The following is a 25,015-nucleotide window of genomic DNA, read 5'->3' as shown; positions in this document are numbered from 1 at the left end:
ACAGCGTTCTCATCTCAGGGAGTCAAAATGGAAAGTGTCCAGCCCCGCTCATCATCCAGCGCCACCTTCACGCTGGAGCAGTTCCGCCAACAGGCGCCTCGCGAACTGAATACCAATCCGTACCTGCAACGCCAGGCGGCCCGGGAATCGAATGCGCGTTCATACCCGCGACGCATCCCGCTGGCCCTGCAAGAGGCTCACGGCCTTTATGTTCGCGACACGCAGGGGCAATTGTTCATGGACTGTCTCGCCGGCGCGGGAACCTTGGCGCTGGGCCATAACCACCCGGTGGCCATTGCGGCGATGCGCCAGACGCTCGATTCCGGCTTGCCCTTGCACACCCTGGACCTGACGACGCCGGTCAAGGATCGCTTTGTCGAGGACCTTTTCAATGCCATGCCGGAAAACTTCGCGCGTCACGCGCGCATACAGTTTTGCGGGCCGACGGGTGCAGATGGCATCGAGGCGGCCCTGAAACTGGCGAGAATCGCCACCGGGCGTAAGCCGATCCTGACGTTCTCCGGCGGCTATCATGGCATGACCCTGGGGACATTGAGCCTGATGGGCAACCTGGGGCCGAAACAGGCGCTGGGCTCGCTGATGGCCGACGTGCAATTCCTGCCGTACCCTTACGACTACCGTTGTCCGTTCGGCATCGGTGGTGAAGCTGGCATCGATGCCGGGCTGCACTTCATCGAACAACTGCTGAGCGACCCGGAATCGGGCGTGTTGCCGCCGGCGGCAGTGGTCGTGGAGGTGGTGCAGGGCGAGGGCGGGGTGATCCCGGCACCGGTACGCTGGCTCCAGGGCTTGCGCCAATTGACTCGCAAGTACGGCGTGGCCCTGATCATCGACGAAGTGCAGACCGGCCTGGGTCGTACCGGCAAGCTGTTCGCTTTCCAGCATGCCGATATCGAGCCAGACATTCTGGTGCTGTCCAAAGCCATCGGTGGCGGCCTGCCACTGGCGGTGATGGTCTATCGCGAAGAGCTGGACACCTGGAAGCCCGGTTCCCATGCCGGCACGTTCCGTGGCAACCAGATGGCGATGGCTGCAGGTGCCGCGACATTGCGCCATATCATCAGCGAAAACCTGCCAGAACATGCCGATGCCATGGGGCAGCGCCTGATGGAGCAACTGCGCCAGTTGCAGGGCGACTACCCTTGCCTGGGCCAGGTGCGCGGTCGGGGGTTGATGGTGGGCGTGGAAGTCGTCAGCGACACCCCGAGCGACAGCCGTGTTCCTCCGGCGGACACCGCATTGGCCCAGGCCATCCAGCGCCAATGCCTGCGCCTGGGTGTCATCCTGGAACTGGGCGGGCGTCACGGCGCCGTGGTGCGATTCCTGCCGCCGCTGATCATCCAGGCCGACGAGATTGATGTGCTGGTCGAACTGTTCCGTGTTGCATTGAACAACGCCCTCGCCGAGACCAAGGGCCGAGCGTTGCACATCGCTTGATCCAGCGCTGTTCACTCGTGGCGAGGGAGCTTGCTCCCGCTGGGTCGGTCCGACGCTTCGGGCGCAGCGGCCCCAAAATCTTGCGGCTGCTACGCAACCGAGCGGGAGCAAGCTCCCTCGCCACGGAGCCATCATTTTTCTCAGGTGATTACTGCTACTTGTAACGCTGCTCGAACACCGCCAGTTGTTCAGGCTTGATCAACTGGAAGGGCACCCAGACTTCTGTCTCGACCGGCTCGCCCTTGATCATCTTGATGGCTGCCTGCACCGCGCTGGTCGCCTGGGCCTTAGGGTCCTGGAATACCGAGGCGACTAGCATCCCGCGCTTGATCGCCGCCAGGCCGTCCGGCAAGCCGTCAATTCCGACAATCGCAACCTCGCCCTTGGCCTTGCCGGATTGTTGCAAGGCCATGGCCGCACCGATGGCCATCTCGTCATTGTTGGCGACGATGGCATCGAACCGGCTGCCGGCGAGCAACCAGTTGCTGGTCAGGTCCATGCTCTTGTTGCGTTGCCACTCGGCACTCTGCTGCTCGACGATCTTGATGCCGGGAAAGTCCTTGAGCACTTGCTTGACCCCTTCGGTGCGGTCGTGGGTAGCGTTTTGCGCGAGGTCACCCATGATGATCGCCAGGTTGCCTTTGCCGCCGAGCTTTTCGGCGAGGTAACGCATCTGCAATTGGCCAGCCTCGATGTCATTGGACGCCACCGTGACCACCCCTTTGGGCAGCGTACGCTCGTCCGGGTGCCGATTGACGTAGACCAGTGGCGTCTTCGCCTCGACTGCGGCACGGGTGATATTGGCGGTGGCGGAGGTGTCGACCGGCAGGACGATGACCGCGTCCACTTTCTGGTTGATGAAGCCCTGGACCTGGTTGAGCTGGCGAACCACATCGCCCTGGGCGTCCTCGAACTGGATCTGGACGTTGTCCTTCTTGGCGGCCTCGTCCAGGCCGTTACGCACATAGGTCATGAAGTTATCGTCGACCCTGGCGATGCTGACGCCGATGCGATAGTCGGCGGCGGCCCATTGGCTGAAGAGCAGGAGCAGCGTGGCGAACAGCAGTGTGCAACGACGCATGATGGTTTTCCTTTTGTTGTTATGGAGTGAACGTCATCAATAAATGTTCTGCACGGGCCTTACCCATCCAGCGTGAAGGCCCGCCTGAATCGCTCAAGCGCCCGCTCGCTGTCTCCGCTGGCCCAACCTTCGAGGCCGACTACACCGCTGTATCCCATGCCGGACAACGCCCTGGCAATCGCCGGATAATTGATTTCGCCAGTGCCGGGCTCCATGCGGCCAGGCACATCGGCGACTTGGATTTCACCGATGGCGCCGCCGGCGCGCTGGATCAGTTCGGTCAGGTTTCCTTCGCCGATCTGCGCGTGATAGAGGTCCAGGTTCATTTTCAGATGCGGGCTGCCTACGGCTTCGATCAGCGCCAGGGTGTCGTCGGCGCGAGCGAAAGGCGTGCCCGGATGGTCGACTTCGGTGTTCAGGTTTTCCAGCAGGAACACACGGCCGGCGTCTTCCCCCAGGCGGGCGATTTTTTCCAGGGTCTTGCAGGCGCTCAACCACATGCGGCCGGTGGCCTGGGTCACGGGTTTGACCGGCAGACCCTGGTCCCCCAGGCCGGTGCCGTGCAGGTTCAGGCTCGGGCAATTCAATTGCGCGGCGACACCCAAGGACTCCTGGGCACTGTCCAGCAGTTGCCGGATGTCCTCGGGGTCGGTGAGGTTGCCCGTGATGTAGCCGGTCATCGAGGTAAAGTCAGCGCCCGTCGCGGCGAGGGCGGGGATGTCCTTGGTCGTCCAGTTCCATATCTCGACGCTGAAGCCCAGCGCATGGATGCGTTTGACGCGTTCGATAAAGGGCAGGTCGAGGAACACCATCTCCGCGCTGACCGCCAGCTTGAACGGTACGAGACTCATGACAGCGGCCCTTGGACACGCACCGCTTTGCCTTGCTGGAAAGACTCGATACAGGCACGGGCAATCGCCAGCGCGGCCCGGGCGTCCTCACCGCTGGCTAGGGGCTTTTCACCGCTGCGTACGCAATTGACGAAGTGATTGAGCTCGGTCACGTAGGCGTCACGCAGCAAGTCGGTGTCCATGCGCTGGGTATCGGCCTGGACGCCACTTGCCAGGTAGCGCAGCAAGTCGCTGTCGTTGACGCTGCCCATGGTCAGCATGCCGGCGCTGCCGAACACTTCGCCGCGGACGTCATAGCCGTAGACCGCCTGGAAGTTGGCCTCGGCCGTGGCGATGGCGCCGTTGTCGAATCGGATCGTGACCACCGCCGTGTCGAGGAACCCTTTGTGTTTGAAGTCCGGCGCGATCAACGCGTCGGCCATGACGAACACCTCGACCGCTTCTGCACCCGGATTGAGGTAGCGCAGGGTGTCGAAGTCGTGGATCAGCGTCTCCAGGAAAATGACCCATTGCGGCGAGGCGGCGGGATTGTTCAGCGCCGGGTCGCGGGTCAGCGAACGCAGAAGCTGTGGCGTGCCGATTCGGCCGGCGACCACGTCCAGGTGCGCGGTGCGGAAGCTCTTGGCGAAGCGCCGGTTGAAGCCGACTTGCAGCGTGACCCTCGCATCGGCAGCGGCGGCAATGGCCCGATCGGCTTCCTCCAGCGTGACGGCCATGGGTTTTTCGCAGAAAACGCTTTTGCCCGCCTGCGCCGCGCTGATCACCAGTTCGGCGTGGCTGCGAGCTGGCGCGGCGATCAGCACCGCGTCGATATCCGGGTCATTCAGCAACTGTTGTGGATCGGTATGAACCTTCCCTGCGCCCAGTTCTGCCGCTAGGCGCTCGGCCTGGCCGGGGGTTGGATCGGCAATGGCGGCAAGGTATGCGCCGGGGATGTGGCGAGCGGCGGTCAGGCCGTGAAAGCTGCCCATGCGACCCGCACCGATAAGACCCAGGCGGACGGTTTTTGACGTACCCATAAGAGACTCCCTTTTATTGTTGTTCGCGACTCGTTGTCGGTGCATTGCCGGGAGCAAGGGCTGTGCCAATTGTTAACAGCCTGAAAATAAAGGGTTTTATTGGTGCTTTGTGATTGCATGTGTCCATTTAGAAGACATGCCTATACTGACATGTCAAAAGTATGTACATAGAGCCCGCCATGAACACACAGCCGATGACGTTGAGCGTTGAAGACCGTGATTACCTGACTGCCCTGGGGCCTGCGTCATTGAATGGCGGATCAAGCCCGGCGCTGGATGAAGCCTGGCGAGCCTGCTTGAGCGGTGTCACCGAGCGTTCTGAAGGTGTCCGGCAGGTTATCTGGAGTTCCTGGCAGCGTAGCGTCGATGCCGGCCTCGACTCGGCAGACGGCGAGTACCGTTTTGTCTCGCCTGCCGAGCTGACCGCCACACTGGCGGCGAATCGACTGTTGATCGCCGCGGCGGCGCAGGTCATGCGCGGCCTGCTTGCCTACAATCCCAACGGGCATATCAACCTCACGGATGCCCAGGGCACCACCTTGTACTTCTGTGGCTTGGACCTCACACCCATCGGCAGTCGCTTGCTTGAATCGGTACAGGGCACCAATTGCACCGGCCTGGCGCTGGTTGAAGACCGCTTGGTATACGTGCTGTCTGGCGAGAATTTCGGCGCCGGCCTGCGCCAGCGGCAGATGCATTGTGCCGCCGCGCCCATCCGCGATGCCCATGGCCGGACCCTGGCCATGTTGACCCTAACGGCCGAGCCCGGCTGGTTTCACTTCCACACCTTGGGCACCGTCCAGGCTGCAGCCGAAGCTGTTTCCAGGCAAATGGCGCTGCAAGCGTTGCTGGAAGAACAACAAACGGTTTTGGAAGTGCTCAACGAGGGCTTGGTCGTATTGGATGAAAAAAACGATATCAAGGCCCTCAACCATTACGCCCGGCAATTGTTTCGTGTCGACCCTGCCTGGCTGGGCAAGCCGTTCCAGAGCCTGGGCCAGACCGAACTGAGCGATGAAATCCTGCGCAGGGCCGGGGAAGGAGTACGGGACCTGGACTGTACGTTTGAGCTGCACGATCGCAGCCACCTGGCCTGCCTGGTGTCGGTCTGTCCCCTGGCGCAGGGCGGTCGCATTGTTTCATTGCGCGAGAACCGGCGCATCCGCGAGATTACCCGGCGCATCATGGGTACCCAGGCCAGCTATACCTTCGAAACCATCCAGGGCCATTCACGCGCCATCCAGGACGCATTGCACCTGGCTCGAATCGCCAGCCGCAGCGATTCGACCACGCTGATTCTCGGGGAGAGCGGCACCGGCAAGGAACTGTTTGCCCAGGCCATCCACAATGGCAGCGAGCGTTGCGGCGGACCTTTCGTTGCGGTCAATTGCGGGGCCATTCCTCGCGACCTGGTCCAGTGTGAACTGTTCGGCCATGTCGAAGGCGCGTTCACCGGATCGGTGCGTGGCGGTTCGGCGGGCAAGTTCGAATTGGCTGACGGCGGGACGATCTTTCTCGACGAAATCGGCGACATGTCATTCGATGCTCAAGTCAGCTTGCTGCGTGTCCTGCAGGAAGGCGAAGTCACTCGGGTGGGGGCGAAAAAATCGTTGCGGGTGAACGTGCGCATCATCGCTGCGACCCATCGCAACCTGAGCCAGGCCGTGGCCGAAGGGGCTTTTCGCGAAGATCTTTATTACCGCCTCAACGTGCTGGGCCTGACGGTGCCGCCCCTGCGCATGCGCCGCGAAGACGTGCCGATGCTGGCACGGCATTTTCTTGCGCGTTGCGCCCGGTCGCTGCGAAAACCCATGCGCGACCTGTCCCCGGAGGCGCTGGAGCTCTTGGGCGCCTACCACTGGCCGGGCAACGTCCGTGAGCTGGAAAACGTCATTGAGCGCGCGACCAACCTGGCTGCCACCGAGCTGATCCAAGCGAGTGATCTTGCGTTGGAGATCAGGCAGGGAGGACAGCCATCGGCCCGGCATTTTGCCCCCGAGCCCCGGGCAGCCGTGGATCTAGGTACCCATGAAATGAACGCGATCATCGCGGCCCTCAGGGACACGCGGGGCAATATCCGCCTGGCCGCCCGGCAGTTGAACGTTTCCCGTGGCGGTTTGTACAACAAGATGAACCGATTCGGGCTCAAGGTGGAAGCGTTCCGTTCGGGATTGGCCTGAGCCAATACCCAGACGCCGCTTCAGCGACGACTTCGTTCCCGACCCAGCGCCACCAGGCACCCACCAATCAACAATGCGGCGCCCGCCACCAGCAGGGGCGCGGATCGCCGCGTCGGCTTGCGCCAACCGCCTTCGACACGTCGCTGGCCGCTGGGCGGGGAGAACAGGTTTCCGGAGGATGAAGCCATTGCCGGGCTGCGATCCAAGCCCCGGCGTGTCAGCCAGCCGGAGAGTTGCGCAAACCCGGGCACAAGAAAATGCGCCATCCTTGCCAGTGTCGCGGCGCTGCCCACGGTGGTGGTGGGCTTGGGGTTGAGTGCGCAACTGACCATCGCCTCGGCGACGCGATGGGGGTCGTAGACCGGTGGTGGTGGCTTCAGCGCGTGGCCGGTGAAGTTGGCGCCATCGCGAAAGCCCGGCGTATCGATGACCGCGGGGTAGATGTCGCAGACGTGGATGTCCCGGTATTCCCCCAACTCACCGCGCAAGGCTTCGGACAACCCGCGCAGTCCGTACTTGCTGGCGGAATAGGCGGCGGCGTAAGGCTGGGCGACCCAACTGCCTAACGACAGGGTATTGATCAGGATGCCGCGTTGTTGCTTCTTGAAATACGGCCAGGCCACGTAGGCGCCGCGCAGGTAGCCAAGCAAATCGGTTTGCAGGACCTGCTCATGCACATCGAGCGGCGTCTGCTCGAAGCTGCCTACCGCACCCACGCCGGCATTGTTGATCCAGATGTCAATGCGACCGTCACCGAACGTTGCGGCTTCGGCGGCAAGCGCCTGCATCTGCTCACTGCTGGTGACGTCTGTGCACACCGCCAACGCGTCGGCTCCCTGGGCCTGGCATTGTGCAACGACCTCATCGAGCGCCGCACGGTCGCGTGCCGCCAGGACCAGGCGTGCGCGCTGCCTGGCAAACGCCTGGGCGGTGGCGCGGCCGATCCCGCTCGAAGCGCCGGTGATGACCACCAGTTTCTCCGACAAGGGATACGACGTCGTCTTACGGCTCGGGGCGGTTTCGCCTGTCGACTGATGGATCTCGGGCTGCATGGGCGAAAGCTTCAGGCGCACCCCGTCCGCCATGATCAGCGTCAGGTCCTGGACGGTGCCGGCGACCCTGTCCGGGTACACCGGCTCGCCCTCGGGGTCGAGTTGGTCATAGACAAACTTTTCGCCCTCCAGCCAGCCCACCGCGGTGTTCAGTTCTGGGCCCAGGTAATACTTTCCATCAAGGAAAAAGCCGGGGAAATGTGGCGCTCGCTCGACGCTTTCGACGGCATAGCGTTCGCCCGTCCTCATTCCGGTTGCCGGGGAAATCATGATCAACACCTCCGCTCTGTTGGTTCTGCGATAGAGAGCGAGGGTGAAACGGGGGTTCCATTGAAATGAGGAAAGGAAGTTCGAGTGAACCGAGGCTCATTTTCTTCAGTCATTGCTGTAGGAAGTGATCACATCAAGGAGCCTCAGATGCGTTCTGTTTATCTCGCCAGCCTGTCCTTCACCGCGTTGTTGTGCGCAGCATGCTCAAGCCAATCGCCTGCGACATGGAGCTACGAGGACGCGCGAAGGCGCACCCCCGTGCCGCCCGACCAGGCCTATCCCGAATTGTTTGAGGCGGTGCAAGGCAAACAGTTGTTCACTGACCAAAAACACTTCGTCGATGCGCTGCCCAAGCGCGACCCCTCGCAGATTCGCGCCGATTACCTGGCCCGCCGCGACAGTGCCGATTTCGATCTCAACGGGTTCGTGAAGGACAACTTCGTCGAGTCAGGCCAGGCTGAGAGCCCTACCCCAAAACCCGGCGCGCCGATCAAGGAACACATCGACAATCTCTGGCCGGTGCTCAGCCGAACCTACACCGAGGTTCCGCAATACAGCAGTCTATTGCCGTTGCCGCAGCCCTATGTCGTGCCAGGCGGGCGTTTTCGAGAAATGTATTACTGGGATTCGTATTTCACCATGCTGGGGTTGGAGCAAAGCGGTGACCAGACGCAGGTTCGCCAGATGGCCGATAACTTTGCCTACATGATCGACACCTACGGCCACATTCCCAACGGCAATCGCACCTACTACCTGAGCCGATCGCAGCCGCCATTCTTTGCCTATATGGTGGAATTGCAGGCGCATATCGAGGGCGAGCAGGCCTACGGGCGTTACCTTGGGCAACTGCAAAAAGAATATGCCTACTGGATGGAAGGGGCGCAGACCCTCAAGCCGCGTGAGGCTGGGCGACACGTCGTCAAGCTTGCCGATGGCAGCGTGCTCAACCGCTATTGGGACGCCAGCCCCACGCCTCGTCAGGAGTCGTGGCTGCAGGACGTCAAGACCGCTGAACAGGCAGCCGACAGGCCCAAGCAAGAAGTCTGGCGCGACTTGCGCGCAGGCGCTGAAAGCGGCTGGGATTTCAGTTCCCGCTGGCTGGGAGACGATAAAAACCTGGCGACCATTCGCACGACCTCCATCGCACCCGTGGACCTGAACAGCCTGATGTATCACTTGGAGCGCACCATCGCCAAGGCCTGTGAAACGGTGCGGAACACGCCGTGTACCCAAGCCTATGGGCAACGGGCCGAGCAACGCCAGCGCGCCATCGAGACGTACCTGTGGAACGCCGAAGGCGGCTATTACGTGGACTACGATTGGCAGCAGAACCGGCAGCGCCCGGCACTCACTGCCGCGACGCTGTTCCCGCTCTATACCGGCCTGGCTTCCAGCGAACGCGCCAACCGCACTGCCGACGCCGTGCGCAAGGGCTTGCTGCGTCCCGGCGGCATCGCCACCACCCAGGTCAATAACGGCCAGCAGTGGGATGAACCCAATGGCTGGGCGCCCCTGCAATGGGTGGCGGTCGAGGGGTTGGAGCGCTACGGCCAAACCGACCTGGCCAGGGAGGTTGGCAGCCGTTTTCTGCAACAGGTCCAGGATCTCTACCACAAGGAAGACAAACTGGTCGAGAAGTACGACTTGTCCGGTCAAGGCGACGGTGGGGGCGGGGGCGAGTATGAATTGCAGGATGGCTTTGGCTGGACGAACGGCGTGACGCTTAAATTGCTGGGCAAATACGGCGGTTGAGCCGGGCCGCTTCAGTGCTATTCTTCGCGAAATTGCGAAGAATAGCGCTGCGGTAGAGCCGATGAACACAACCCGTGATCAATTCCCCTTGCCGGAGGACCTGAAGGTCTTTCTGACTGTCGTCCGAAAGAATCGCTTTGCCAGCGCGGCCGAGGCATTGGGCTATTCACCGGCCTATATCAGCAAGCGCATCTCGGTATTGGAGTCGACGCTCGCTACCCGACTGCTGCATCGCACGACCCGGCGCATCGCATTGACCGACGACGGCGAGCGCGTGCGGGTGTGGGCCGAAAAGCTGCTGGGGGATTTCGATGAGTTCGTCGGTGAGATCGCCCGGGCTCGCCATCAGCCCACCGGCTCGTTGCATATCTGCAGCAGCTTTGGTTTTGGCCGCAACCATGTCGCGCCGGCAATCGGCAAGCTGTCGCAGACGTATCCTGGCCTCGACATCCGGCTGGATGTGTTCGACCGCGTCGTCGATATCGTTGGCGAGGGGTTCGACCTTGAGATCCGCGTCGGTGATGACCTGCCAGGGCAGCACCTGGGCCGCAAGCTGGTGAGCAATCGGCGCGTGCTCTGCGCAGCCCCCGGGTACCTGGAACGACGGGGCACACCGCGTTCGCTCGATGACCTCAAGGACCATGATTGCCTGGTGCTCAAGGAGCGCGACAACGCCTTCGGCATCTGGACCTTGAGCAAGGATGGGGTGCAGGAGACAGTGCGTGTCGGCGGCCCGTTGTCCTCCAACAGCGGCGAGATTGTCCTGGAGTGGGCGTTGAGTGGCGGCGGGATCCTGCTGCGCTCGATGTGGGACGCCGGGCCCCTGCTTGAACAGGGGCGGTTGGTTCAGGTGCTGCCGGCGTATTCGCAAAGCGCCAACGTCTGGGCGGTGTATCCGACCCGGCTCAGTCAGTCGGCGAAGCTGCGGGTTTGCGTTGAATTTCTTGAGACGTGTTTTCGGGACTTGTCGGCTGGGTAGAAGAGCAGCACCGCTTTCGCGAGCCGGCTCGCTCCCAGAGTCTTCCTCAGTGGTTGGACGTTACGCTACAGCCAGGGATTTTCCGCCAGGTGCCGGCTTTCGAAGCGGCGTATCTGGTCCGCACGTTGAAGGGTCGTGCCAATGGCATCCAGGCCGAGCAGCAAGGATTGCTTGCGCAGCTCGTCGATCTGGAAAGTAATTACCTCACCGTCCGCCAATCTGATCTGTTGCGCCGGCAGGTTAACGCTGATGTTGGCGGTTTCGGCGCGGCTGATCGTCTGCGCGAGTCTCTTGAGTTGCGCTTCGGGCAATTGAATGACCAACACCCCGTTACGCTGGCAATTGTCATAGAAGATCCCGGCGAAGCTGCTGCCGATCAACGCCCGGATGCCCACTTGCTTCAAACCCCACACCGCATGTTCGCGGCTTGAGCCACATCCGAAGTTTTTCCCCACCACCAGGAACGTTGCGCCGCGCCAGCCCGGTTTGTTGAGCACGAATTCAGGATTGGGATCGCCGTTGCCCAGCCACTTCAAGTCGAAGAACAGGCCACGGTCCAGCCCGTTGCGGTCGATGCCCTTGAGGAACTGCTTGGGCATGATCACGTCGGTGTCGATGTTGGCGGCCAGCAGCGGGGCGGCGGTGCCAGTTACAGTATTGAAGGGTTGCATGCTTCAGGCCTCCGGCAGCAGTGAACGAACATCGGTCAAATGACCAGCAATCGCGGCGGCGGCCACCATGGCCGGGCTCATCAAGTGGGTGCGCGCGCCGGCGCCCTGGCGTCCTTCGAAGTTGCGATTGGTACTGGAGGCGCAGCGATCCCCAGGGGCGAGCACGTCATCGTTCATCGCCAGGCACATCGAACAGCCGGATTGGCGCCATTCGAAACCGGCTTCGCGAAATATTGCCGCCAGGCCTTCTTCTTCGGCCTGTTCGCGCACCATGGTCGAGCCGGGCACGATCATCGCGCGCACATGGGCGGCAACGTGCTTGCCCTGTACGACACGCGCCGCATCGCGCAAGTCTTCAATCCGCGCGTTGGTGCACGAGCCGATGAAAGCATGGTTGATGACCACGTCGGCGAGCGGCATGCCTGGCGTCAGACCCATGTAGTTGAGGGCACGCTGCAGGCCTTGGCGCAGGATCAGGTCGGGTTCTGTCGCAGGGTCGGGTACCTGGCTTCCGATCGGTGCAGCCTGGTCAGGGCTGGTGCCCCAGGTGACCATGGGTTCCAACGCGTCGACATCGAGCGTCACTTCCCGGTCGAACACCGCGCCTTCATCGCTGTGCAGGGCTCGCCATTTGGTCACGGCCCGTTTCCACAGCTCGCCCCTGGGAGCGCGGGGCTTGCTTTGCAGATAGGCAAAAACCTTGTCATCCGGCGCCATGAACGCGCCCCGGGCGCCGGCTTCCACGGCCATGTTGCAGATGGTCATGCGGGCTTCGACGCTAAGGGCGGTGATTGCCGGGCCGGTGAATTCGATCGCATAACCGGTGGCGCCCGAGGCGCCGATCCTTTCGATCAGCGCCATGATGATGTCCTTGGCGGTGACACCTGCCCCAAGCGTGCCGTTGACCGTGACGCGCAAGGTTTTCAGGCGCTTGTAGACCAGCGTTTGCGTAGCCAGCAGGTGTTCGATTTCAGACGTGCCGATGCCAAAACCAAAGGCCCCCAACGCACCGTATGTCGTGGTGTGGCTGTCGCCCGCGGCCACCACCATGCCCGGCAGGATGAAGCCTTGCTCGGGGGCAACGACGTGCTCGATGCCCTGGCGTTTGTCCAGCACGTCGAACAGTTCGATGCCGAAGTCCCGGCAGTTTTCTGCGAAGTACGAGACCTGCCGGGCGCCGCCGGCATCCGGCATGGCTGCGATGCGCTGGGGCGCCGTCGGGTTGACGTGATCGACCACCGCCAGCGTCGCGCTCGGCCGCCAGACGCTGCGGCCGTTTTCACGAAGGCCGCTGAAGGCTTGCGGGCTGGTGTATTCGTTGGCGACCTGGCGGTCGATGTACAACAGCACGTGGCCCTGATCGTCCAACGGGCAAACGGTATGGCTGTCGATGTGCTTTTGATAGAGCGTTCGGGGGCTGTTCATGCAGGCGCTTCTTCATTTTTGGCGGGTCTGCCCACAGCATATTGGCTGCCGGCGTCGCATCAAGAGCCCAGCGGTGAAGGCGTTGCACACGGATTGTGATCAATCACGACGGGGAGTGGGGCGGCCATCCATGGTTGCCCCGAATCGGTATGGGTCAGCGTCGGGCGGTGCGGGTGCTGACATCCACCCACACGGCTAGGACCAAAATGCTGCCCTTGACGATCATCTGCCAATAGCTGTCGACGTCGAGCATGGACATGCCGTTGTCCAGGCTGGTGATGACCAGCGCGCCCAGCAGCGCGCCGTAGACCGTGCCCGAGCCACCGCGCATGGATGTGCCGCCGATAAAGCAGGCGGCGATAGCGTCCAGTTCGCCCATGTTGCCCGCCGAGGGCGAGCCGGCGGCAAGGCGCGCGGTGTTGACCATGCCGGCGAGGGCGCACATCACGCCCATGATGCCGAAGATCCAGAGCTTCACTGCCTGTACATTGATGCCAGACAGGCGCGTGGCCTCCATGTTACTTCCCACGGAATAGACGCGCCTGCCGAATACGGTTTGGCTGGTCACGTAGCTGAACACCCCCAGCAGAACCAACAGCAGCAGCACCGGAACCGGGATCCCGTCGTAGCTGTTGAGCGTATAGACGAACCCGGCCAGCACGGCGCCGATCAACACCACCCGCGCCACGTCCCGCGTCAGGGAATGGGCCGCGAGGCCATGCAGCGCGCGGTTGCGGCGCTGTTTCCAGGTCAGGAAAAGCGTCAGCGCGAACAACAACACGCCCAGGCCCGTGCCGACTGCGTGGGGCAGGTAACCCTGGCCGACGTAAACCAGCTCCGGCGATACCGGCGCGATGGTGGTGCCGCCAGTGATGCCCAGCAGGATTCCGCGAAACGCCAGCATGCCACCCAGGCCGACGATGAAGGAGGGGATGCGCAGGTAGGCGGTCATGTAGCCGTTGGCCAGGCCGATCATCAGCCCACACAGGGCGACCAGGCTCAGGTTCGCCAGCAGCGGGATGTGATAGACCACATCGAGTATCGCCGCCAGACCTCCCAATAAACCGAGCAACGAGCCCACCGACAAATCGATCTCGCCACTGATGATCACCAGCACCATGCCGCAAGCCAGGATGCCGGTGATGGACATCTGCCGCAGCAGGTTGGAGAGGTTGCGCGGAGTCAGGAACCCGCCCTCGGTCTGCCAGCTGAAGAACAACCAGATGACCGCCACGGCAATCACCAGGGCGAGCATTTTGTAGCGGGTGAACACTTGTTTGACTTGGTTCATCTACGCGGACTTCCGATCATTGTTGTTATTGCTTTCGGGATGGCTGAGCGCGGCGGCAAGCACCTGTTCCTGGGTCAATTGCTGGTTGATGAAATCGCCGCGCAGTTGCCCCTCGCCGATCACCAGCACGCGGTCCGACACACCCAGCACTTCGGCAAGTTCCGAGGACACCATGATGATCGACACGCCTTCGGCCGCCAGCGCGCCCATCAGCTTGTAGATCTCGTACTTGGCGCCGACGTCCACGCCCCGGGTGGGTTCGTCGAGAATCAATACCCGAGGCTTGGTCAGGAGCATCTTCGCCAGCACAGCTTTCTGCTGGTTGCCACCGGAAAGGCTGGTGATCGGCAGGAACGGGCTCGCGGTCTTGAGGTGCATGCGCGAGATTTCCCGGTCGATGCTGCCCAGCTCGGCCTCGGCGTCGATGCGGGTCATCTTCGAGAAGTTTTCCAGGACCGCCAGGGTGATGTTCTGGCCGACGCCCAGGTCCGGGATGATGCCCTGGCGCTTGCGATCTTCAGGGACCATGCACAGGCCCGCCCGGATCGACTTGAGGGGCGTGCTGCTGTCAATGCGCTGGCCGTCCAGCCAGACTTCGCCTTCGTGACGACCGGGGTAAGCGCCGAACAACGCCGACACCAGCTCCGTGCGACCCGCACCCACCAACCCGGCGATGCCAAGGATTTCGCCGCGCTTGAGCACGAACGAAATGTCGTCGACGCGTTTGCGCCTGGGGTTGTCGACGTCGTAGCAGGTCACATGGCGTGCCTCGAAAATCACCTCGCCGATAGCGTGGGGTTCGGTGGGGTAGAGGTTACTCATCTCCCGCCCGACCATTTGCGTGATGATCTTGGGAATATCCATGTCGGCCATGGCAGTGGTGGCGATGTGTTTGCCATCGCGTATCACCGCGATGGTGTCGCACACGGCGGCCACTTCATCGAGCTTGTGGGAGATGTAGACGCACGCCACGCCCTTGGCCTTGAGGTCGCGGATGATGTCCAGCAGCACTTCGATTTCCGAGCGGGTCAGGGCCGAGGAAGGCTCGTCGAGGATCAGCAGGCGCGCCTGTTTGTTCAGGGCCTTGGCGATCTCGACCAATTGCTGGTAGCCACCGCCGTACTGCGAAACCGGCAGCGAGACGTTCATGTCCGGCACCTTGAGTTCACGCATCAGGGCTTCGGCGCGGTGGATCATCGCGGGGTAATTCATGCGTCCGCCGGGCAAGGTCAGCTCGTGGCCCATGAAGATGTTTTCGGCCACCGACAGGTCGGGCACCAGGGTCAGTTCCTGGTGAATGATGACGATGCCGGCAGCTTCGGTTTCGCTGATCGATTGCGCCTTCAGCGGCTGGCCGTCCCAGAGAATCTCACCCTCCCAGGTGCCGTAGGGATAGACCGCCGATAGGACTTTCATCAAGGTGGATTTGCCGGCGCCGTTCTCGCCGCACAGGCCGACGCATTCACCCGGCCTGACCTTGATGTCGATGCCGTTCAGGGCCTTGACACCGCCGAAGGTCTTGACGATGCCGTTCATTTGCAGCAGGTATTCAGACATGGCGAGGGCTCGTAAGAAAGGGGCTCACACAACATAAAACCTGTGGGAGCGAGCCTGCTCGCGAAGCGGTAGGTCAGCTTGCATCTGCATTCACTGTGCCGCCGCCATCGCGAGCAGGCTCGCTCCCACAAGGATTTTTGCTATCCAAAGAGCTGCTCCCGGGTCACTGCCCCGCGATCTGCGCCTTGGTGTAGAACCCGTCCTTTTCCAGCAGGTCGATGTTGTCCTTGGTCAGCGCGGTAGGCGTGAGCAGGATGGTGTCGACTTTCTTGTTGCCATTGTCGTACTGCGAGCTGTAGGTGGGTTTTTCGTTGCGCGCCAGTTGTACCGAAAGCTTGGCGGCTTCGGAGGCGATCAGCTTTAAGGGCTTGTAGACCGTCATGGCCTGGGTGCCGTCGATCACTCGCTTGACCGCCGCCAGGTCGGCGTCCTGGCCGGAGATCGGCACCTTGCCGGCCAGCTTTTGCGCGGCCAGGGCCTGGATGGCGCCGCCAGCGGTGGCGTCGTTGGAGGCGACGATGCCGTCGATTTTGTTGTTGTTCCGGGTCAGGGCGTTTTCGACGATGCTCAGGGCTTCTGTGGGGTTCCATTCCTTCACCCATTGCTGGCCGACAATCTTGATGTCGCCCTTGTCGATGGCCGGTTGCAGCACCTTCATCTGGCCTTCACGCAGGATTTTGGCGTTGTTGTCGGTAGGCGCGCCGCCGAGTAGGAAGTAGTTGCCCTTGGGCGCTGCCTTCAACACGCCGCCGGCCTGCATCTCGCCGACCTTTTCGTTATCGAAGGAAATGTAAGCGTCGATATCGGCGTTGAGGATCAGCCGGTCATAGGACACTACCTTGATCCCGGCCTTCTTGGCTTCGGCGACGGCGTTGGTCAGCACAGTGGCGTTGAACGGCACGATCACGATGACATCGACGCCACGGGAAATCAGGTTTTCGATCTGGGAAATCTGCTTCTGCTCGTTGGCATCGGCGGACTGGACATAAACCTTGGCGTCGAGTTTTTCTGCCGCCGCGACGAAGTAGTCTCTATCGCGGGACCAGCGTTCCAGACGCAGGTCATCGATGGAGAAACCGATCTTGGGGTGGGTGGCGTCGGCCATGGCCGGGAGCGATAGCAGGGCGAGGGCGCCGGCGAGCAGGGTACGTTTGAATGTTTTCATGGTGGTGCGTCCTTTTATTGTTTTTTGAAAGACACTGCCTGACGAGAACGTGATGCCGGTAGAACTGTAGAGCGTTGCGCGGCGTTGCGGGCACAGATTTGTCGCGCGAATGTAACAGCCTCCCCGCGCCCGCAAAGTCGCCCGCCGTCAGGAGTAGATGAACCGGTTGACGACGTTTTCGAGCATTTCCTGCCGACCGCTGACCGCCTGCGGATTCAGCTCGTTGGTGAATGCATGCTCGGCCAGGGATTCGAGGCTGTAGTCCCCCGCGAGCAGCGCCTTGCCGAACGGCTGCTGCCAGCCGGCGTAGCGCTGGTCCTTGAATTTCTGCAACTGATCGTCCTGCACCATGGCGGCTGCGCGTTCCAACGAAAGGGCGAGCACGTCCATGGCCGCGACATGGCCGTGGAACAAGTCGACGTCGTCCAAGCTCTGGCGGCGTACCTTGGAATCGAAGTTGAAACCGCCGTTGCCGAAGCCTCCGGCCTTCAGGATCTCGTAGGTAGCCAGGGTCATTTCTTCGACACTGTTGGGGAACTGATCGGTGTCCCAGCCGTTCTGCGGATCGCCCCGGTTGGCGTCGATGCTGCCGAAGATCCCCAGGGAGACCGCCGTGGCGATTTCATGATGGAAACTGTGCCCGGCCAGGGTCGCATGGTTGGCCTCGATGTTGACCTTGATCTCTTTTTCCAGGCCGAACTGCTGCAGAAAGCCGAACACCGTGGCGCTGTCGTAATCGTACTGGTGCTTGGTCGGCTCCTGGGGCTTGGGCTCGATCAGCAGGTCGCCCTTGAAGCCGATCTTGTATTTATGCTCGACCACCATGCGCATGAACCGGCCCAGTTGCTCGCGTTCGCGGGCCAGATCGGTATTGAGCAGGGTTTCGTAACCTTCGCGGCCGCCCCACAACACGTAGTTGGAGCCCTTGAGGCGCTGGGTGGCATTCATGGCGCTGAACACCTGGGCGGCGGCGCAGGCGAAGACTTGCGGGTCAGGGTTGCTGGCTGCGCCGGCGGCAAAACGCGGGTTGCTGAAGCAGTTGGCGGTGCCCCAGAGCAGCTTGATGCCGGTCTGTTCCTGGTGACGCTCGAGGTGATCGACCATTTGCGCGAAGTGGTTGCGGTATTCCTTCAACGATTGGCCTTCCGGCGCGACATCGGTGTCGTGGAAGCAGTAGTAGTCGATGCCCAGCTTGGAGAAAAACTCGAACGCCGCCTCGGCCTTGCCGATGGCCACTTCCATCGGGTCCCCTGCGTGCTGCCATGGGCGTTTGAAGGTTCCCGCACCGAACACATCGGACCCCGGCCAGACAAAGGTGTGCCAATAGCAGACCGCCATGCGCAGGTGCTCGCGCATGGGTTTGCCGAGGATCAGTTTGTCGGCATCGTAGTGCCGGAAAGCGAGCGGCGAGTCGCTGCCCGGGCCCTCATAGCGGATCGGCTGAACATCGGGGAAGTACGACATGGACGGTTTCCTTTTTATTCTTGGCGGTGACCTGATACTAACGCCGCCCCTGGCGCCGCTGATTATGAAAATCATCAAAGGACAGTTCGATTTTGAGTATTGAGATTCGCCGTCCGCGCGCCTAGTCTCTGTCCACCGGCCTAGGGTTCTTACAATGAAAATCGTCCCGCCCGTCCACCGCATCGCCCTTTTGTTCAACGGCAGCAAGATCTACGACCGAGGCATCATCAGCGGCATCGGTAACTACCTGAGCAGTACCCGCGCGTCCTGGGATCTGTTTCTCGAGGAAGATTTCCTATGCAGGTTGAAAGGGATCGAGCGTTGGCAGGGCGACGGGATCATCGCCGACTTCGACGACCCGCTGATCGGCGAGGCGCTGGCCGGGATCAAGATGCCCGTGGTGGCGGTGGGCGGCTCGTACCAGGACGAGCGCGCCTATCCCAAGGGCATTCCCTATGTCGCCACGGACAACCATGGGCTGATCAAATTGGCTTACGAACATCTGATCGAAGCCGGACTGACGCGATTCGCCTGTTTCAGCCTGCCGGAGTCCCAAGCCAATCGCTGGGCCCAGGAACGGGAGAAAGCCTTTCGCCGGTTGATGCTGCGCGATGGTCTGCACGCCGAGGTCTATCGCGGCATGGGCACCAGCGCGCCGCTCTGGGACAGCGCCGTCGAACAGCAGATCGCCTGGCTGCAAAGCCTGCCCAAACCCATCGGCATCATCGCCGTCAGCGATGCGCGAGCCCGCCAGCTGTTGCAGGCTTGCCTGACCGCCGGCATCGCTGTTCCGGAGCAGGTGGCGTTGATCGGCATCGACAACGATCCACTGACCCGCAGCCTGACTCGGGTGCCGCTGAGCTCCGTGGTGCAGGGCACCGAAACGATGGGTCGGACCGCCGCGCGGCTGCTCCACCAGATGCTGCATGGCATGCCGTCCACAGGCACGCAGGTGCTGATCCCGCCGGATGCGATCAATGTGCAGACATCCAGTTTGCACCAGCCGCTGGGCAATCCTTATGTGATGCAAGCGCTGTTGTTCATCCGCCAGTACGCATGCCAGGGCATCAAGACCGCGCAAGTGGCGGCGTATGTCGGTGTCTCGCGCTCATCCCTGGAAGCGCATTTTCGCAAGGAGCGAGGTTGCAGCGTTCATGACGAAATCCTGCGCTTCAAATTGGCCGCGGCGGCCAACGGCTTGGAAAACACCGACTCGGCGATCGCCGACATCGCCCGCAATTGCGGCTTCAAGTCGGCGCAATACCTGCACACGGTGTTTCGTCGCGAGTTCGGTTGTACGCCTCGGGAGTATCAGCAGGGCGCGAGCGTGGTGAGCGAGTAGTCCGGGCTCCTTGGTGAGGCGTTAATCGACGGTCAGCTGCGTCGGGGGAGGTCCGTCGGTTTCATCTTGGCCGAGCGCTTTTGCGAGGTCCCTTCTGGGGCTTTCAACTATTGCCATCAGTAATAGTGACCATTACGAAATGCAAGTTCTGCTTTGTCGGCAATCATTGGAAAATCAGCGCCATCGAACACGCAGCCCACCACTGCAGGACTTCAATCATGCGCCCTTTATCTCTCCTTGCCCTGGCGTTTTCCCCTTTGTTGCTAGCAGGTTGCGCTTCGGCTCCGAACGATCCGACCCTGACCTTGCAGACCAGCAAGACACCGGCCGAATACGCCGAATGCGTCGTACCGAAGCTGCAGGGCAGCGCCCTGAACCCGACGGTCTCGCAGACCCAGCGCAGCTACCGCATCGTCGTGCCGAGCAAAATTGCGGCGGACAACGTGCTCGAAGCCTACAAGGCTGGCAACGGTGGGAAGGTGTTCATTTACGACCGGCATCTGCTGGCCTCCAATCTCTTGCCTTCGAATTTTGAACGCGCCGCCCAGGAATGCATCTGACCGGCCCGTAGACGTTTTACCCGTGCTCCTTTGGTTGGCCGCAACCAACCAATTCCCTTTGCCCCGCACCGTATTCGGTCGCGGGGCTTTTTTTGTTTGGAGAGCCTTGCGTACGTGGGTGTGAGAGGATGCCGTACGCGACGTCGCCGCCTACAAAGGATCGAAATGAACCTGCCCCCTGCCCATGCCGTGCCATTCATCCTGATGCTCTCAGCCTTGTGCGTCCCGGTGCACGCCGCGACGTGGCAGATCTGCGATATGCAATTACGGGTCACTGAGGTGGTGAAGCGGCCATCACCTGGTCTCCGGGCCCAGGTTCTGAAAACCAGCCCGGCCTCTCCCAAGGTGGAATGCCCAGAAGTCGGCGCAGTGATCAGCTTCATCCCGGAAACCGCTGACTATCAGTCAACGCTTGCGCGGCGAAAATGGCCCGCAAAAGGCCAGGCGATTCGGATCAGATACCGCTACCTGGACGGCATCTGCAAGGGCGACGGCAACGAGCATCCTTGTCGGATCGAGCATTATCCGTTCGTGGCCCAATGATCAGCCTCGGCCGGCGTTCGCCTCGGCTTCGATCGCGGCCATGACGCTGGGTCGCGTCTCGATCCGAGCCATATACGACGCCAGCGCCGGCCAATCATTGATACCGATGGCGAAAAACGGCAGCCATTTGAGCACCGAGAACAGATACGCAGGGTATTGGGGGTGCGCTTGTTCTTGCGGCTCAAGGATGGCCTGGCGTTGACCGATGACGGTCGCGCCTATTTTCCAGGCGTTCGTTCGGCATTCCATGAGTTGCGTCATTGCACGAAACCTTGTTGGATTCGGTCCACAACAGTGCGCGGACGGTGAGTACCCTGGTGTCCTTCGCATCAAAATGGCTGCTGCCTAGATTGGCCTCATTCCAGTTCTATCTGGTGACACCCGTCGAGACAGCCCACTCGAAAAAGGTCGAGGCGTTCAGGGCCTGGTTGATCGATTCGACCAGGGAGGCAAACACACCGGGTATGCGGTCGTTGGATTAAGCATCCAGGTCACTGCGGTGGGCGTTGCGGCAACGCCGAGTGGCCGAAGGTATTGCCCATGCGAATCCGCGTGGCCGACTGGTTGTACAGACCCAGCCTGTTCGGCGCTCGCTGCTCTATCGGCACGTTCAACGCTTCCTGGTTCTTGCGCGCTGCCGGCGTACCCTTCGGGTTGGCCATCTGTTCGCTCAGGCATTCGTAGGACAGCGCCTTGTACCCGTTCACCTCGACATTGATGCATCCCTCATTCGCCGGCTCGGCGGCTTGGGCCCACAAGGGAAGGGCAGCAAGCAGCAGCGCGAATACACGACAGTCCATGGCGGAGCTCCTTTCTAACGGTAGAAGCCTGAATCTACCTCGTATTGGAGCGAGGTATGGCGATGTTTTTTTTGCAGCGCTCGTCACACAAACGACATGTACACGTCTCATGATGCGCCAACGCAGGGCGTCGACACGCCGTTCGGGCCGGAAGATGTCTATGTCAAGAGAAGCGCTGAGCAGGTGCTGCCTCGCGCCCACGGTACTGTTCTTGTTGCTCCATGCATTGATGCCGCAACGCGACGCGTGGTCTGCCACGCCTGCGCCTGTCGAGGTGGACGATCGGCTGGCGCGTTTTGTCGAGTTTGCGATACCCGCCCAGGAAATGACCGTTGCCCTGGAGCTGTACAGCAGGGCCAGCGGGATGGCGATCCTGGTGGACCGTCAACTGGCACATGGGCGACGGTCGACCGCGGTGCACGGACGCTTGAATGCCCGCCAGGCGTTGGAGCAACTGCTGGCCGGTAGCGGCTTGGCGGCGCTCTACACCGGCGCAGACGCTTTCACCGTGAAAGAGGCAAAGCTGACCCTCCGCGCCGATGCGTCTTCGCGCAACGGTGGTCCTACAGTGCGCGAGGGCAATTTTGCCCGTGCATTGCAGGTCGCGTTGGAGCAGGCGCTTTGCCGGTCAATGGTGACTCGCCCGGGCCATTATCGAGCAGCGTTACAGCTGTGGGTGGGGGCATCGGGCGAGGTGCGGCGCAGTCGCTTGCTGGCCTCCACCGGTGACGCCCGGCGCGATGCGGCGATTATCGAGGGGCTGGGCACATTGGACATCGGCCGGGTTCCGCCGTCCTCGTTGCCGCAGCCGGTGACGGTGCTGGTGGTGCCAGGCGCCGCTTCGGCAGGCACGGAATGCAACCCATGGGAAGGAGCGGTAGAGCCATGAAGGAAAAGGAGCAGAGCACCATGCTCAAGGTGTTCCTGGCTTCCTATGATGTGTTTCGCGCACGCTTGCGTCGGCGTCTGGGCTCCGATGACCTGGCCAACGACGTACTGCACGAAACCTATCTTCGGGTAGACCGCATGGAACAGCCGGTGGACGTGCAGAAGCCTGGCGCCTACCTGTTCCGCATGGCCCTGAACATCGCGGCTGACCGTCGTGCGCAGGATGCACGCTTGCTCACCGGCACTGAAATCGAGGAACTGATGCAAACCGCCGACGAACATCAGGACCCGGCGGTGATCGTCGGTGGCCAGATTGAAATTCGCGCGCTGATGCAGGCGCTGACCGAGCTTGCGCCCCGGCGCCGGCAAATATTGATGGCGTCGCGCATGGAGCAAACACCGCATCAGGAGATCGCCCAGCGATTCGGCATCTCCACCCGGATGGTTGAGAAGGAACTCAAGGCTGCGCTGCAATACTGTGCCGATCGCCTGGAAAGAAAAGTGATTCAGCGGTTCGGTCCCGGCGCGGGAAAACAGTCTTAGGTGATAAGGCGCTTGTCGCGCATACCTTCTTGAGTCATTTCACGTTTGAAAAACATGTCTATAAGCGCATCTGAATCGGCCACTGCCACGGCTAACCAGCTCCGGGAAGAAGCGTTCCATTGGCTGGTGCGCTTGACTTCAGGGCACGCCACCCACGCCGACGCCGAGGCTTTTCGGCGCTGGAGTGCGCAAAGTTCCGAGCACGCCCGGGCCTTTTTCCTGGCCCGCCAGTTGTGGCAGGCCATGGCGCCCGCCGAGCAAAAGCTCCAGCAGGAGCAGGCGGCAAAGGTCGTCAACCACCCGCGGCGTTTCGGGCGCCGAGCGTTTCTCGGCGGCGCGATTGCCGCGTCGGTTGCGGTGCTGGTCGCGCGCCCGTCGCTGCTGGACGGCTGGCCCGTGGGCGCGGATTTTCATACAGGTGTCGGCGAGCAACGCCGCGTCGACCTGACCCAGGGCGTGGTGCTTGAGCTCAATACCCAGACGCGCATCAGCCAGCGCAGCGAGGCCCCTGGTGACGCCGCCATCGAAGTACTGAGCGGTGAACTGGAAATCCAGGCCAGCACGGCGTTGCGTGTGCTTGCCGGCAATGGCGAGTTGTTCGCCGATGGGGCGCGGTTCAATGTGCGGGCCACCGAGGGTAGCGTGTGCGTAACGTGCCTGGAGGGCCGCTTGCAACTGAAGCATCAGGGGCGGCGCGTGAGCTTGGAGCAGGGCCGACAATTGACCTATACCGCGCAGCGACAAGGCCAACCCACCCCCTTCGATACCCAGCAAGTCATGGCTTGGCGTCAACAGTTGCTGGTGTTCAACGATGCCCCCTTGGCGAGCGTGATCGATGAGATCAACCGCTACCGTCCCGGCATGATCGTACTGATGAACGCTGAGCTCGGGCGGCGCAAGGTTCAGGCGCGCTTCAGCCTGGCGCAACTGGCGAATGTCGCCGTACTGATTCGCGATGCCTACGGCGCGACCATTACCGAGCTACCGGGCGGTGTCGTGCTGGTCAGCTAGGCGTTTTCATTCCAGTGGGCTGCTATTGAAGCGGTGCCAGCACCTGGCGGTAGCGCTCGGTGCCGTATGCCGTGCGGCGGCTGAAGCTGATTTCCACACCCGCCGGATTTTCCTCCTTGCTGCCAGTCAGATGGCTCCAGCCCCGGTCGGTGCGCCATACCCGCACATCAACGCGCTCAAGCTCACTCAACACCGCGACACGCTCCTTGGGCGCCGGTAGGGGATAGCGTGACCGCGCGACGCCCGAGGCACGGAAAAGCGTGCCGCTTTCAATCCACCACCTCACCCGTTGCATCTTGCCGTCCTGGTCCGCCGCGGCACGTATCAATTCCAACTGCAAAGGGTCGCTGTCGCTGCTGCGAATACTGATCGCAGCGGGCACCGGGGGGCGGCTGGCCGAGGGTTCGTCGGGTGGAGGCGGTTCGGCCAGTTCAGTGGTGGCGCGCAGGGCGAAGTCACGCTGCAGTTGGTTGAGTGCGCGCATCAGTTGCGCGTGCTGTTCGGCGCTGTCCTGCAAGTGGGCGTCGGCGCGGGTCACACCGTCGAGCCCGCGCCAGGCGATCAGGCTGACAATTGTCATCAGCAGGATGGCGACCATCACTTCAATCAGCGTGAAGCCGTTTTGCCGGACCATCAATGCACCTCGATGCGGCCAGCCGCGGTGCGCCTCACCGATACGCTGGTCTGGTCGCTGGACAGAATGACGTGCAGGGGCGCGGCAATCCATTCGGCATCGAGCACCAGTGTTTTGCCTGGGTGGATGCGCACCTGCACCGGTCCCGCGCTCCAGTGCCTGGGGCGCAGTTGCGGGTCGTTGATGAACTCCCGGTCCTGCACGCCGACAGCGTCCAGCCGCACGAAACGGTAGCCCTGGCTGTCCGCGACCCAGGCGATGCGACGACCGTCGCTGCGCGCTTCGGCCTGGGCGGTTTCCAGCAGCAAGGCCAGGCGCTTGGCATCTTCGCGCAGGCCACTGGCAGCGTCGGCGTGGATATTCAAGCTGATGGCGGCGCTGGCGATGCCGATGATCACCAGCACGACCATCAATTCGATCAGCGTGAAGCCGCGTTGTCGGTGTCGCCATTCATTCATGGTCTCTACGCCTTTCGCTGG

At 62.0% G+C, this 25,015-nt stretch carries 24 protein-coding genes; 10 read left to right on the top strand and 14 right to left on the bottom strand.

Annotation, left to right across the window (positions count from 1 at the left end):
- Positions 1-27: 27 nt before the first annotated feature.
- On the top strand, positions 28-1,458 hold the full coding sequence (locus J3P92_RS14245; RefSeq protein ID WP_420763726.1) for a diaminobutyrate--2-oxoglutarate transaminase: 1,431 nt from the start codon (positions 28-30) through the stop codon (positions 1,456-1,458).
- 154 nt (positions 1,459-1,612) lie between these two features.
- Here the strand turns inward: J3P92_RS14245 and J3P92_RS14240 are convergent, their stop codons facing one another.
- From J3P92_RS14240 to J3P92_RS14230, 3 genes are read right to left on the bottom strand one after another with little or no spacing between them, the layout of a single operon-like run.
- Complete coding sequence (locus J3P92_RS14240; RefSeq protein ID WP_420763727.1) at positions 1,613-2,539, bottom strand: sugar ABC transporter substrate-binding protein; 927 nt, start codon at positions 2,537-2,539, stop codon at positions 1,613-1,615.
- 59 nt (positions 2,540-2,598) lie between these two features.
- Positions 2,599-3,390: a TIM barrel protein gene (locus J3P92_RS14235; RefSeq protein ID WP_434647729.1), complete on the bottom strand. Its 792-nt coding sequence runs from the start codon at positions 3,388-3,390 to the stop codon at positions 2,599-2,601.
- A complete protein-coding gene (locus J3P92_RS14230; protein ID WP_420763729.1) occupies positions 3,387-4,409 on the bottom strand; it encodes a Gfo/Idh/MocA family oxidoreductase in 1,023 nt (340 codons plus the stop codon). The genes J3P92_RS14235 and J3P92_RS14230 overlap by 4 nt, the downstream gene beginning before the upstream one ends.
- Before the next feature lie 179 nt (positions 4,410-4,588).
- Here J3P92_RS14230 and J3P92_RS14225 point away from each other — a divergent pair, with 179 nt between their 5' ends.
- On the top strand, positions 4,589-6,589 hold the full coding sequence (locus tag J3P92_RS14225) for a sigma-54 interaction domain-containing protein (protein ID WP_434647726.1): 2,001 nt from the start codon (positions 4,589-4,591) through the stop codon (positions 6,587-6,589).
- Between the two features lie 20 nt (positions 6,590-6,609).
- On the opposite strand, the gene J3P92_RS14220 is transcribed toward J3P92_RS14225, so the two are convergent.
- Positions 6,610-7,911 carry an SDR family oxidoreductase gene (locus tag J3P92_RS14220; RefSeq protein ID WP_434647723.1) on the bottom strand — a complete coding sequence of 434 codons (1,302 nt, stop codon included), beginning with the start codon at positions 7,909-7,911 and terminating at the stop codon, positions 6,610-6,612.
- Between the two features lie 147 nt (positions 7,912-8,058).
- Between J3P92_RS14220 and treA the strand changes: the two genes are divergently transcribed.
- Both treA and J3P92_RS14210 read left to right on the top strand, forming a co-directional pair.
- Positions 8,059-9,663: an alpha,alpha-trehalase TreA gene (gene treA / locus J3P92_RS14215; RefSeq protein WP_434647720.1), complete on the top strand. Its 1,605-nt coding sequence runs from the start codon at positions 8,059-8,061 to the stop codon at positions 9,661-9,663.
- A 61-nt stretch (positions 9,664-9,724) separates the two neighbouring features.
- Complete coding sequence (locus tag J3P92_RS14210; protein WP_434647717.1) at positions 9,725-10,642, top strand: LysR substrate-binding domain-containing protein; 918 nt, start codon at positions 9,725-9,727, stop codon at positions 10,640-10,642.
- A 65-nt stretch (positions 10,643-10,707) separates the two neighbouring features.
- Here the strand turns inward: J3P92_RS14210 and leuD are convergent, their stop codons facing one another.
- The 6 genes from leuD to xylA all read right to left on the bottom strand — a co-directional run bounded on the left by leuD (position 10,708) and on the right by xylA (position 18,215).
- Entirely contained in the window at positions 10,708-11,313 is a 606-nt protein-coding gene (leuD, locus tag J3P92_RS14205) for a 3-isopropylmalate dehydratase small subunit (protein WP_434647715.1), read from the bottom strand.
- Positions 11,314-11,316: 3 nt separating this feature from the next.
- Positions 11,317-12,738, bottom strand: a complete 1,422-nt coding sequence (gene leuC / locus J3P92_RS14200; RefSeq protein WP_434647713.1) for a 3-isopropylmalate dehydratase large subunit — start codon at positions 12,736-12,738, stop codon at positions 11,317-11,319.
- A 154-nt stretch (positions 12,739-12,892) separates the two neighbouring features.
- Entirely contained in the window at positions 12,893-14,029 is a 1,137-nt protein-coding gene (locus J3P92_RS14195) for a sugar ABC transporter permease (protein WP_420763736.1), read from the bottom strand.
- On the bottom strand, positions 14,030-15,586 hold the full coding sequence (gene xylG / locus J3P92_RS14190; RefSeq protein WP_420763737.1) for a D-xylose ABC transporter ATP-binding protein: 1,557 nt from the start codon (positions 15,584-15,586) through the stop codon (positions 14,030-14,032).
- Between the two features lie 163 nt (positions 15,587-15,749).
- Positions 15,750-16,751 (bottom strand): D-xylose ABC transporter substrate-binding protein, encoded by a 1,002-nt coding sequence (gene xylF / locus J3P92_RS14185; protein ID WP_434647711.1) that lies wholly within the window; start codon positions 16,749-16,751, stop codon positions 15,750-15,752.
- Between the two features lie 147 nt (positions 16,752-16,898).
- The gene (xylA, locus tag J3P92_RS14180) at positions 16,899-18,215 is read right to left on the bottom strand and encodes a xylose isomerase (RefSeq protein WP_434647708.1); all 1,317 of its coding nucleotides are present in this window, start codon (positions 18,213-18,215) and stop codon (positions 16,899-16,901) included.
- 154 nt (positions 18,216-18,369) lie between these two features.
- Between xylA and J3P92_RS14175 the strand changes: the two genes are divergently transcribed.
- From J3P92_RS14175 to J3P92_RS14165, 3 genes are all read left to right on the top strand, one after another.
- On the top strand, positions 18,370-19,557 hold the full coding sequence (locus J3P92_RS14175; protein ID WP_420763739.1) for a XylR family transcriptional regulator: 1,188 nt from the start codon (positions 18,370-18,372) through the stop codon (positions 19,555-19,557).
- 218 nt (positions 19,558-19,775) lie between these two features.
- Positions 19,776-20,117 carry a hypothetical protein gene (locus tag J3P92_RS14170; RefSeq protein WP_434647705.1) on the top strand — a complete coding sequence of 114 codons (342 nt, stop codon included), beginning with the start codon at positions 19,776-19,778 and terminating at the stop codon, positions 20,115-20,117.
- Positions 20,118-20,282: 165 nt separating this feature from the next.
- Positions 20,283-20,660, top strand: coding sequence for a hypothetical protein (locus J3P92_RS14165; RefSeq protein ID WP_434647703.1), 378 nt, complete (start codon positions 20,283-20,285; stop codon positions 20,658-20,660).
- On the opposite strand, the gene J3P92_RS14160 is transcribed toward J3P92_RS14165, so the two are convergent.
- Together J3P92_RS14160 and J3P92_RS14155 are read right to left on the bottom strand one after the other, a co-directional pair.
- Positions 20,661-20,909: a hypothetical protein gene (locus tag J3P92_RS14160; protein ID WP_434647700.1), complete on the bottom strand. Its 249-nt coding sequence runs from the start codon at positions 20,907-20,909 to the stop codon at positions 20,661-20,663.
- Between the two features lie 242 nt (positions 20,910-21,151).
- Positions 21,152-21,460 (bottom strand): hypothetical protein, encoded by a 309-nt coding sequence (locus tag J3P92_RS14155; protein WP_434559139.1) that lies wholly within the window; start codon positions 21,458-21,460, stop codon positions 21,152-21,154.
- 160 nt (positions 21,461-21,620) lie between these two features.
- On the opposite strand from J3P92_RS14155, the gene J3P92_RS14150 reads away from it, so the two are divergent.
- From J3P92_RS14150 to J3P92_RS14140, 3 genes are read left to right on the top strand one after another with little or no spacing between them, the layout of a single operon-like run.
- Positions 21,621-22,349 carry an STN domain-containing protein gene (locus J3P92_RS14150; protein ID WP_434647698.1) on the top strand — a complete coding sequence of 243 codons (729 nt, stop codon included), beginning with the start codon at positions 21,621-21,623 and terminating at the stop codon, positions 22,347-22,349.
- Positions 22,346-22,891, top strand: coding sequence for an RNA polymerase sigma factor (locus tag J3P92_RS14145; protein ID WP_420763744.1), 546 nt, complete (start codon positions 22,346-22,348; stop codon positions 22,889-22,891). Before J3P92_RS14150 ends, J3P92_RS14145 begins: the two co-directional genes overlap by 4 nt.
- 54 nt (positions 22,892-22,945) lie before the next feature.
- Complete coding sequence (locus J3P92_RS14140; protein WP_434606011.1) at positions 22,946-23,902, top strand: FecR family protein; 957 nt, start codon at positions 22,946-22,948, stop codon at positions 23,900-23,902.
- A gap of 22 nt (positions 23,903-23,924) precedes the next feature.
- Here the strand turns inward: J3P92_RS14140 and J3P92_RS14135 are convergent, their stop codons facing one another.
- Positions 23,925-24,536, bottom strand: a complete 612-nt coding sequence (locus tag J3P92_RS14135) for a prepilin-type N-terminal cleavage/methylation domain-containing protein (protein ID WP_434606009.1) — start codon at positions 24,534-24,536, stop codon at positions 23,925-23,927.
- Complete coding sequence (gspH, locus tag J3P92_RS14130; RefSeq protein ID WP_434606007.1) at positions 24,536-24,994, bottom strand: type II secretion system minor pseudopilin GspH; 459 nt, start codon at positions 24,992-24,994, stop codon at positions 24,536-24,538. Before gspH ends, J3P92_RS14135 begins: the two co-directional genes overlap by 1 nt.
- Between the last annotated feature and the right edge of the window lie 21 nt (positions 24,995-25,015).

This window comes from Pseudomonas sp. D3-27 (assembly GCF_051132165.1).
Taxonomy (GTDB): Bacteria; Pseudomonadota; Gammaproteobacteria; order Pseudomonadales; family Pseudomonadaceae; genus Aquipseudomonas.
The sequence above is the reverse complement of the archived record's forward strand: the minus strand, read 5'-3'. Positions and strand labels throughout refer to the sequence as shown.